The organism is Rhizobium sp. P2_G2 (genome assembly GCF_056403555.1).
Genome location: NZ_JBFUFF010000182.1, coordinates 1 through 10,367, shown reverse-complemented (window position 1 = coordinate 10,367; position 10,367 = coordinate 1). Strand labels below are relative to the sequence as shown.

General features: G+C 59.9%; 7 protein-coding genes and 4 pseudogenes. 2 read left to right on the top strand and 9 right to left on the bottom strand.

Annotation, left to right across the window (positions count from 1 at the left end; genetic code table 11):
- Positions 1-187 (top strand): aldehyde dehydrogenase family protein (locus AC1D06_RS41070; RefSeq protein WP_477991191.1); only part of this gene is annotated, 187 nt, incomplete at its 5' end.
- A gap of 122 nt (positions 188-309) precedes the next feature.
- Here the strand turns inward: AC1D06_RS41070 and tcuA are convergent.
- Together tcuA and AC1D06_RS41060 are read right to left on the bottom strand one after the other, a co-directional pair.
- Positions 310-1,452, bottom strand: a pseudogene (tcuA, locus tag AC1D06_RS41065) (FAD-dependent tricarballylate dehydrogenase TcuA); the annotation flags it as partial.
- Between the two features lie 584 nt (positions 1,453-2,036).
- Positions 2,037-3,071, bottom strand: a complete 1,035-nt coding sequence (locus AC1D06_RS41060; RefSeq protein WP_477991189.1) for an AraC family transcriptional regulator — start codon at positions 3,069-3,071, stop codon at positions 2,037-2,039.
- Positions 3,072-3,404: 333 nt separating this feature from the next.
- Between AC1D06_RS41060 and AC1D06_RS41055 the strand changes: the two genes are divergently transcribed.
- On the top strand, positions 3,405-4,094 hold the full coding sequence (locus AC1D06_RS41055) for a glutathione S-transferase family protein (RefSeq protein WP_477991187.1): 690 nt from the start codon (positions 3,405-3,407) through the stop codon (positions 4,092-4,094).
- 616 nt (positions 4,095-4,710) lie between these two features.
- Here the strand turns inward: AC1D06_RS41055 and AC1D06_RS41050 are convergent.
- The 7 genes and pseudogenes from AC1D06_RS41050 to AC1D06_RS41020 form a co-directional block, all read right to left on the bottom strand.
- The gene (locus tag AC1D06_RS41050; RefSeq protein ID WP_477991185.1) at positions 4,711-5,904 is read right to left on the bottom strand and encodes an IS91 family transposase; all 1,194 of its coding nucleotides are present in this window, start codon (positions 5,902-5,904) and stop codon (positions 4,711-4,713) included.
- A 3-nt stretch (positions 5,905-5,907) separates the two neighbouring features.
- Positions 5,908-6,817: pseudogene (locus tag AC1D06_RS41045) on the bottom strand (tyrosine-type recombinase/integrase).
- Between the two features lie 661 nt (positions 6,818-7,478).
- Positions 7,479-7,655 (bottom strand): annotated as a pseudogene (locus AC1D06_RS41040) (ATP-binding protein); the annotation flags it as partial.
- A 373-nt stretch (positions 7,656-8,028) separates the two neighbouring features.
- Positions 8,029-9,018, bottom strand: a complete 990-nt coding sequence (locus tag AC1D06_RS41035) for an IS5 family transposase (RefSeq protein WP_477991184.1) — start codon at positions 9,016-9,018, stop codon at positions 8,029-8,031.
- Between the two features lie 205 nt (positions 9,019-9,223).
- Positions 9,224-9,808 (bottom strand): hypothetical protein, encoded by a 585-nt coding sequence (locus tag AC1D06_RS41030; protein WP_477991182.1) that lies wholly within the window; start codon positions 9,806-9,808, stop codon positions 9,224-9,226.
- Between the two features lie 21 nt (positions 9,809-9,829).
- Entirely contained in the window at positions 9,830-9,955 is a 126-nt protein-coding gene (locus AC1D06_RS41025) for a hypothetical protein (protein WP_477991180.1), read from the bottom strand.
- A gap of 292 nt (positions 9,956-10,247) precedes the next feature.
- A pseudogene (locus AC1D06_RS41020) lies at positions 10,248-10,367 on the bottom strand (IS5/IS1182 family transposase); the annotation flags it as partial.

The following is a 10,367-nucleotide window of genomic DNA, read 5'->3' as shown; positions in this document are numbered from 1 at the left end:
TGAAGCGCGCGGGCTCGCCTTCGCCCAGCAGATCGAAGCGGGCATGACCCACATCAACGACATCACGATCCACGACTATCCACACATGATGTTCGGCGGCGAGAAGAATTCCGGCCTCGGCCGCTTCAACGGAAAATGGATCGTGGAGGAATTCACCACCGATCACTTCATTTCCCTGCAGCGATAGCAACGCGGGCAGCCCTTCGCAGTAGCGGCAGAACGGCGGAAGGTCATCAGCCGTGCTGCCCATCGAGGTGAGCCTGTGGGACGTCGGTCACGGACGGGCATGGGATGCCGTACRACATGGCGTTACCTTTTTGCATGGTGGCTCGCTCCTTCTCCGACGAGAAGACCGAAGACGCTGCCGATGGTCATTCCGACTCCGGCGGCATAGCCGCGTCCCAACATATTGCCAGCCATGATCTCGCCGGCGGCCCAGATGTTCTCGGCAACCCCTCCGGCAGCCAGTTGCATGCGCCCCTCCTCGTCCACCTCGACGCCGACAGGTGAAGGTGATGCCGAGACGAACGGGATAGGCGTAGAACGGGCCGGTCTTGATCGGCCCTGACCAATTGGTCTTGGGCGGCGTCAATCCCTCAGTGCGACAGCCGTCGAGAATCTTGTCGTTGAACTCGCCTGGCCGAACTGCGGCGTTGAACTGGTCAACCGTCGCACGAAGCGACACGGGATCGAGTTCGAGCGCGTCGCCTGTTTCTCGATCGTGTCACCGGTGACGGGAGGGAACAGTGGCGGCACGAACGGTTCGAGCGACGGTGCATCGAAGATGATTAGGCAATTTGATCGGGCTGGCTGGCAACCAGTCGTCCTCAGATGGCATAGCGCTCGGGCCAGATTTCGCCCTCATCGTAGAAGCGCTCGCACCGATTGTTCACGACGATGCCGAAGGCGACGCAGTCCAGCCGGGTGATGATGCCGCCATTGAGTTTCAGCGCACGGGCATCGATGGCAACGGCACTGGGTCGGGTCGCTGATCTGCTTCATTCCTTTCGCAATCAGCGTCTTAAGCGTCCCTAGATTGTAGGGATGCCGCGTATCATGAAGTTGTCGGCGATGTCCCCCACCCTTCCTTAAGCCATTCGATGTTCCCTTCGAAGCCGCCGGCGGCGGCGACCAGGCTCTTGGCCCCCAGGCGACGAGTTCCGCGTGGGGTCTTCACCCGCGCCGCCACTAACCGCGCGCAATCCATTTCGATGTCCGTGACCTCCGCCTGACGGGCGATCTGCACGCCCAGCTTCTCTGCCATGCGATAGAGGGCATTCAACATTGAGCGCCCGCCACCCAGGAAAAACGAATTCGTCCGACCGAAGCTCAGCGCGCGGTCCACCATGTCCTTGGACCTGCGGATCATCATGCGCGCCAGGGTCTGGTTTGTCTGCCCCGCGTCACGCGCATCAGGTCGTCGAAGAATTCTTCCTCGGTGTACGGTAGGGTGTAGGCCATAGCCCACGCCTATGTAAGTTGCGTCGTCAAAAACCCTGCTCTCTATAGGCTGATGTTCGGCGGCTTCTAACGGGCCAGGACAATGAGCGACCTGAGATAGAAATAACAGCAGCCGAAAAAATAAGGATCTGACTGGTGGCCGCGATCAGCGACGGCGCGCACGGGCGGGCCATTCCAAATACTACAGCGAACAGGCGCAAAATCGACGGAGCAATTTTAGTCTCCTGGTCTCCGATGCATGGCCTAACATTGCTGCTAGTCGATAGGCTGGTCGGGCCAAATGCGAAAACGAACGAATTGAGTGAGACGGTCCTGCAAAGGGATGCTCGACGGACTGACCAATAAGATACTGTATATTCCGGAAGATGCCTGGATTGGGCCATCGCTCCGCCGCCAATAGCATTTTTTAGAATCTCAGCGCAGCAACTTGCGCGTTTTGCCATCCTCCGAGCTTGAACTGGGCGATACCCCCCTCGGCCTTAATGCCTCGTCAGCCAGCGCATTTGACGCGGTGTTGGACTCCTCGACCATGGCGGCGTCGGCTTTGCGCCCCCTATCCGGTCGTTGAGTTCTATTTAGCTGCCGCCCGAAGCAGTCATCGCCGACGGAGACATGATCCGACGCCAGTGGCCGGGCGTCATGTTTTCCCACTCACGGAATGCACGATAGAACGAGTTGGCGTCCTGGTATCCGAGCAGGTAGGCCACTTCTTCCGTGTCAATCGCGGGATCGGAGAGAAGCTGGGAACCGAGTTCCTGTCTAGCTTCGGTCAGGAGAGTACGGAATGTCGTGCCTTCCTCGTTAATTCGCCGCTGCAGGGTGCGTTCACTCAACCCCAGTGCGTGCGCCACGGCTGCAATATCCGGGCGGCCACTGGCCATGGTGCGCTTCAATGCGCCTTTCACCAGTTCACCGAGTGTCGTTTGCGCCTCAATCTCGCGCACGGCGTTCGCCAGCGCCGGGGTCAGCATCTTGAGCAGTTCGGGGTTATGCCCGGGAAATGGCAGGTCGAGATCCGCCGCATTCAGCACCATGTGATCGCGTTTTGCAGCGAAATGGATCGGGCAGTCGAAGAAAATGCCATGCCTGTCCGATCCCGGCTTTGGCCGCCGCACCTCCAGCGAGATTGGCCGCAGGTGACGGCCAGTGCCGCGTCGGCCGAGTTCCAGCAAAAGGGCAAAGCTTGCATCTACCGATAGGGGCGGCTCCAAGTCTGTGCCCGCAGGCCACTCGATCGTTACAGACACTTTGCCGTCGCGCTCCTCGAAACAAAGGCGGTCAGGACTGCACAGGCGGTTGAAGCGGGCGATCCGCGCCATGCCATCCCGAAAGTCGGCAGCGTAGGACGCCACCAGAAATGCAAGTTTGTGATTGGCGGTGCCGGTCTCACTCACCATCCTGATGCTGAAGGCCGGGTCTTCAGAGAGCGCCTCTATGGCTTTCCAGATCGCGAAAAGCTGCGGGGTGCTGATGATGGCGGAGTTGTCGAGATGGAGCGTCGCAGGAAGCCTAGCCTGTCGTAGGACCGCTGAAGGCCGCAGTCCCAGTTGTTCTAGCGACTGCCAGAATGGCCTCGGCAATTTGCATCGGTCAGAAGGCACTTTGGTCATGGCTATTTTGTTAGCTTCAGTTGGAGATCACAGATGGCGAAACGACCACGGGCACAACTTGTCCCGCAGGGGCAGAGCGCCACCACCCAGATCGCGCACCGGCAACTACGTCTTTAATGCATGACTGGCCCTCGGGGGGACGGAGGCAGTGGTCACAGTGTCTGGCGCATATAGCACTGCATTTGGCGTCTTTCACAAGTCTACTGGCGCCGTCTGCTAGTGCATTGGCGTCCTCCGTCCTTATTTTCTGCTCCTGAGGCGCCGATGCAGATCCCTGCATCGCATGCCGGGCGGCGATTCAGACAATAACAGCCATACATCAGGAGATTGAACATGACACTCAAATTTTACACCAATCCGAACTCGCGCGGGCGTATTGTGCGCTGGATGCTGGAGGAGGTAGGCCAGCCTTACGAGACAGTAGTCATCGACTATCAAAAGACTAGCGCGTTTGATGAGTGGGGTGGGGCGACTCTTGAACGGCCGGTGTCCAGCGATCCCAATGACGAGCGGGTCCGTTTCTTCACTGAGGTCAATCCCATGGGCAAGGTGCCCGCGATCGTGCACGATGGCCGCACCGTGACCGAGAGCGCCGCAATCATCGCGTACCTCGCGGAGACCTTTCCGAAAGCCGGCCTTGCGCCTACTCCGGAAGAGCGCGCCGACTATTATCGTTGGATGTTTTTCGCCGCCGGTCCTATCGAACAGGCCGTCACCAATCATCGTGCCAAATTCGTGCCGGCGCCGGAGCAGGAGTTTTTCTTCGGTTACGGCAGCTATGAGCGGACGCTGCGTGAATTGGAGCGCGCGGTCCAGGCACATCCCTTCATTGCGGGAGATAGGTTCACCGCCGCGGATATCTACGTCGGCTCCCATATTGGTTGGGGCCTTGGTCTGCAGACGCTGGAGCCGCGCCAGGCGTTTATCGACTATATCGGAAAACTGGTAACCAGAGACGCTTTCAAATGGGGCGTGACCAAGGACGAAGCATTGATAGCGCAAGCAGCGGCTCGTGCCGCATAGCTTTTTGCAGGTTCACTCTCGGATGCGCAGAATACCGACTCGCGCAAATCCGCGCCTAGAGGCAGGCTGAAACACCCATCAAAAGCCATAGAACGCACGGTCTCCATACCATCGCCACGCCGCTCCGAGGGACCTATGCATGCGCTGCAAATGGTCGGCTCTTACAGCACAAACGAGCCTGGTTCTACGCCGTCGGCGGCAAGCGGCCGTTGAGAATTGCACGCGAGGTGGCGCCTCGGAGCCGGAATCTGCTGTCGAGTTTCCCATTTGAACGGCCGCTTTCCTACAAGTTTGACCGCAAGCCGCTCGTCCGCTCACGTGAAGAGTTTCGGGCGCCGGCAGGCGTACGAAAGTCCCCGAGGAAGGAACCCGCGGACCACAGGCGGAGGCTATGGAGATTCTGATCTACGGCTGATCTGTGCGGTAGCGCGACTGCAGCCAGACAGTGGCGCGATGGATGCGGATAGGTCGCTTCGTTGCGCATCCGCACGGCGTTCCCATTGTGGCCTCCGGCTCGCTGCAACCTTGTCGGCGGCGATGATCACCACGGACGCGTGTGGGGCGGTTGCCGAAGACAGGGCGCCTGAGGCTGAAGTCTTGACCATGCCATGCCGGGTCATGAAGCGGGCTCGCGGTTTGTCGCCGTCGCATGCGGTGGTCCGCGCGGCTGCTTCCAGCGTGCGAACACCTCAATGACGATCATTCGTCCGCCACAGCAGGGGCATGGCGGGCGGAAGTCATCCGGTTCGCCCGATGTGCCGTCATCGACCGGTGCGGCGACGCACAGCAGGTCGCGCGCGAGCGCGAGGCTGGTCTTTCGAGCAGAGCCGGCGAGAAGGCCGTAGTGCCGGATGCGGTGGAAGCCGCGCGGCAAGACATGGAGCAGAAAGCGGCGGATGAACTCATCGACCGCGAGCGTCATGACCTGCTGCCGGTCGCAGCCGTCACGACGATAGTCCTTGTAGCGGAAGGTGACGCCGGTTTCGTCGAAGGTGATCAGTCGGCGGTTCGAGATTGCGACCCGGTGGGTGTAGCGGGACAGGTAGGCGAGCACTGCTTCCGGCCCCGCGAACGGCGCCTTGGCATAGACCACCCAACGCTTCTTCCGGACCGGCGATAGATGCCGCAAGAATGCCTGCCGCTCGGCGAGATGCGCAAGTGGGCCGAAGAAGCCGAGCCGCCCGGCATCGTGCAGAGCGACCAACCGGGCGAGGAACAGCCGTCGAAACAGTTTGCCGAGTACGCGTACGGGAAGCAGGAAGGCCGGGCGCGATGATATCCATCGGCTTCCGTCTGGCGTGATGCCGCCGCCCGGAACGATCATGTGGACATGCGGATGGTGCGTCATCGCCGATCCCCATGTGTGGAGTACGGCGGTGATGCCAATGCGCGCGCCGAGATGCTTGCGATCGGCCGCGATGGTCAGCATCGTCTCCGACGCCGCCTTGAACAGCAGGTCATAGACGAGCGCCTTGCTCTGGAACGCTATATCGGCGACCTCGGCCGGCAGCGTGAACACGACGTGGAAGTAACCGACCGGAAGCAGATCGGCCTCGCGTTCGGCAAGCCATGTCCTTGCCGCTGCGCCCTGGCACTTTGGGCAATGCCGATTGCGGCAGGAGTTGTAGGCGATCCGCCACTGGCCGCAGTCCTCGCAGGCCTCGACGTGACCGCCGAGGGCAGCAGTGCGGCAGTTCTCGACCGCCGACATCACCTTCAGTTGCGGCAGGCTCAGATGTCCTGCATGCGCGCGTCGGTACGCCGCCCCGGCAGCACGGAAGATGTCGGCGACCTCGATCGAGGCACGCAAGGCTCAACCGTCGGGGGAGGCTTCTTCCAGCTTGAACAGGCCGAGCTTGTCGAGCGGACTCGTAACCGTGCGGACAGTCTTGATCGCAACCTTGGCGTAGAGGGCGGTGCTGTTGAGTTTTGCGTGCCCGAGAAGGACCTGGATGATCCTGATGTCTGTGCCGTCCTCCAGCAGGTGGGTGGCGAAGCTATGGCGCAGCGTGTGCGGCCCGACCCGCTTGGCAATGTCGGCGGCTTGGGCCGCCTCAACGACGATCCGATAGAGCTGCCGCGTGCTGATCGGCTTCATTGCGTGTTGGCCTGGGAATAACCAGCCGTCGCGATGCATTACACCCTGCTGCCCGCCCCACCTTCCACCACTGGCGCAACAAGGTGAGCAGATCCTCCGAAAGCATGGCATTGCGATAGCGCCCGCCCTTGCCACGCTCGACGCGCAGTAGCATCCGCTCACTATCGACGTCGGTGACCGTCAGCATGGAAACCTCAGCGACACGGAGGCCGGCGCCATAGGCGACCGACAACGCTGCCTGGTGCTTCAGGCAGGTGGTGGCATTGAGTAATCGGGCAACCTCGTCGCGGCTCAGCACCACAGGCAAATTCCGAGGATGCGCCAGCCGGACAAGCCTGCGTGCCAGGTCCGGGCGGTCGAGGGTCTGGGTGAAGAGGAAGCGTAACGCCGACACGATGCTGTTCATCGTTGGAACGGGAACGCCATCCTGCTGCTGTTCGATCTGGAACCGGCGCAGGTCGTCGGCGGTCGCCGTGTCTGGTGACCGCCCGAGGAAGGTCGCCAGCCGTCCAATGTCGCAGAGATAGTTGCGCTGCGTTTCGCGTGAGAATCGCCGCATGTTCATGTCGTCGATCAACCGCTGGCGCAGCGGGCTGATAGGCGTGTCGAGATGGGGGTAATGCATGATCAGGCTCCTTTGTTGAAGAAGCTCGTCATGCTCTGCCCTTGCCGGACGACGTTCAATCCAGGCGCAATCTCCAGCCTGCGCCCTCTGCCTCAGCCGCAGACGCCCTCCCGCGCAGCGGGTTCGTTCCTCGGCCCCAAACCAGTCAATCCATCCGAGCCGAGTCGATATTCACCAATGTGGAATCTTAGGCGGAAGCTTATGTAGCAACGGGTCGCTGGTTCTATTCCCATCAAGGCGCCCCATCGCTAGCCTGAGAGCATATGCATCCCGCAACCGACAATAAGGCAGTGGGAGAGCTCCCGTTGCACTTGGCACACACCAACTTGGTGCTGCTGGCTTCGGGCGTTCTGGTGCCGCAAAAGCCGCCGCTAGCTGCGTATTCGTGATCCTGAAAAGAACGGTGGTCGCCTCTGTCCGCCTCACCCGATCGTGTGATGCCCGAGACAAGATGATCCTGTATCCGTTGATCGGCGCCAGCCCCGTGGGCGACGGAATTTGCCCTCTGACGGCGCTTTGACCTCTCAAGCAAGCCCAGGGATGGGAGAACATCATGTCTTCACTGTCAACGGCGGAGCAAAACCAGGCCAGTGTGGCGGCGCAAAAGCAGGCCAGCTGCCCCGATCGGGGCCATTTCCACGTCGGCGGCGGCGATTTTTGATTACCGTGAGATGATCTCGCCGGTATCGGGATCGGTGGCCTGGTTTTGCTCCGCCGCCGATGCCGTGACGCGGCGACGGGCGGCGGACTGTTTGAGCCTGTAGCTGTCGCCGTTCATGGTCAGGATGCTGACATGGTGGGTCAAGCGGTCGAGCAACGCACCAGTCAGCCGCTCGGATAAGGGAAAAGTATCGCCACGAAGCGTGTGGCGAGTTTAGAAGGAGAGGGTAACACCTCCTCTTTTCGCTTTGAGCATTTTCCATTTTTCATCGCTAGGCATGATCGTCATCGAGATCATCAAGACTCGTGGAACAAAGGATGCGGACAGCAAGGTTTATTTCTTGCCATGTCGAGGTCAAATTGGAGCGTGTCGCACAGACGGCATCGTCGCAAGGGTATCGTAACGTTAACCCCGCGGCGATTGGCCTGTGCGATTTTGCGGCATGACCCAAACCGTTCGTAATCCCCTTTATCGCCGCCACCGGTTCCCAGCTGAAGGGCTTTGGTGCATTGATCGCTGAAAGGACGGATTTCCGTCTTTGGTGCCCTGGCTATGCGGGAGCCTTCTTGCACCGGACAGATTTCGGACGTGCGCATGCGAGCATTCGGTTCAGGACGGCGCAGCCTATAGCGACTTCCGTCTGCTGTGGTGCGAATGAGCGTGCCCTCAACCGGCGGCCGATGATCGATTTGTACCGGCCGATCGCGGTCTCGACCAGTGATCGCTTGCCATATCCCGTAGCGACTTGCCACTTCGACCGGCCATCGGCGTCGATAGCCGCGATATGTTGGTTTCGTTGATTGGTGAGATCGTCGTGCTGGCGTTCCGACGCATTGGAGCGTGGCGGAATAACTACCGCCGCACCGGTGCTGTGCTTGACGACTGCGTCGTAAGTCGGCTCGCCGTCGTAAGCGCCATCGGCCGTGAACTGATGGATCGGCATGTCGATCTGGTCGAGCAGCGGCTCAACTTGAGAGGGGTCACCGACATCCTGGTCCGTCATGACCTGTGCGATGACATCGCCACTGTCGGCATCCAGCGCCAGGTGCAGCTTTCGCCAGTTCCGACGGGACTTGGCGCCATGCTTTTCCTCTAGCCATTGGCCTGCACCGTAGATCTGCAAGCCTGTGCTATCGATGAGGACGTGGACTGGTGCCTTGTCCGCGAGACGAGACACCTGCCGCTTGTTCGGCGCTCTCGGTTTGCTTGCTCTCCGGCTTAGGGTCGTATGATCGGGAACGGCGAGATCGAGGCCCATAAGTTTGAGCACCGAAGCCAGAAATCCTTCCGTCTGGCGCAGCCGCAAGCCAAACACCAATCCCAGCGTCAAAGCGGTCTCTATCGCCAGGTCGGAATAGCGCGGTTGGCCACCGCGCGTCGTGCGCTTCGGCGGCTGCGAGGACGACATCGCTTCCGGCGAAATCCAAAGTGTCATGCTACCGCGCCGACGAAGACCGGCCTCATATTCCGCCCAGCTCGTCACTTTGAACTTCATCTTGTCGATGCGATGGCGGCGGGAGGCGTTGTATTTGAAAGGCATCGTTACAGAAGACCAGTTATTGCGATTGCCGACCACCTACGCCAATGCCATTAACGATCCGCGCACCAACGCCGTGTCAGTCCCTTGGTCAAAGTCTTCGATGAGCTTCACCTTGGCGCTGTCGGTGATCAGCGTATCGTTGCCTATGGATCCCACCACCCCGCTCATATCGTTGGTAATGACGCCGCCACGATTGTCGAATCGGTCATCGCCAGCGCCGAGATCTATTGCCGGTGATCGTGCCATCATTGACCACGGTCGTCGTACCATCACCGCCGACCACGGCGTCTTGTGTCGCGGTGATCGCTCCGTGGTTGACCAGGCTCGACGAGCCCAAACTGACGGCAAACGTCTTGCCGATGATGGTGGCCCCTTCCGCATTGACGATATGGGTATCTGAAACAACGTAGATGGCCGAATCGGCTTTGATGGTGTTTTCGTTCGTGAATGTCAGGTGTGTGGCGCCGCTGAAGACGCCATAGGCGGCTGCCGCAATCTTGCTGTCGTTGACGACGGAAATATTGTCGCCGGTAACCGCAATCCCTGCATTGCCGGTTACTTTTGCGGTTGACCCGATATGGATCGTGGTGTCGTCGGATTCACAGAAAACACCCGCTTGATCGCCGTGTACCGCACCGTCGATCTCAATTGTATTGCCGTCAAAATTCGCGCCGACATGGATTCCATATGTCGTCGATGTGATCTTTCGTAAATGTCCAATCGTCAGCGGATTTTTTGATTTCGTAAGTGTTCGTGAAGTCGGAATCGATGATGTGCTTGGCCATGACAAAAGTTTCCTCGAGTTAATTGTTCAGTTGCTGCCGGCCAATGGATCGGCATCGTCTGAACGGCAGACGTTCGCTTCACCACATTCTTGGCGGCACAGCCGGTTTCCAGGTTTCGGCAGCAGATCCGGCGACAGGTCAATCGGCGCCATGTGGCGCAGTCCGCCAGACCTATGGGATTTCATCGAGTGCTCGTCGCAGGAATATCCCGGCGCTGCCGCTGCGTACAAAGACGGGAATTGCGGCAGCGCTGGCGCGGTGAGGAGCGCTACATTGCGAAGGTGAAATCGCCTGCATCAAGATCGGCTTTGGCAACGCCGTCCAATATCAGGGAATCGTGGCCAGCGGTAATGATGGCGTCACCGTTCTTGAACGCAATATGATGCTGCATGGCGCTGGTGCATCGGTCGTATTGCGAGCGGAATTCGGTCTCCGATGCCGCGGCTATGCGGTAGCTTTTCTACACCGGACGGATTTCGGGCGTGCGCAGGCCAGCATGTGATTGAGGACTGCGCAGCTGAGGGCAGCTTCCGTCTGTTGGGCGGCGAATGAACGTGCCCGCAG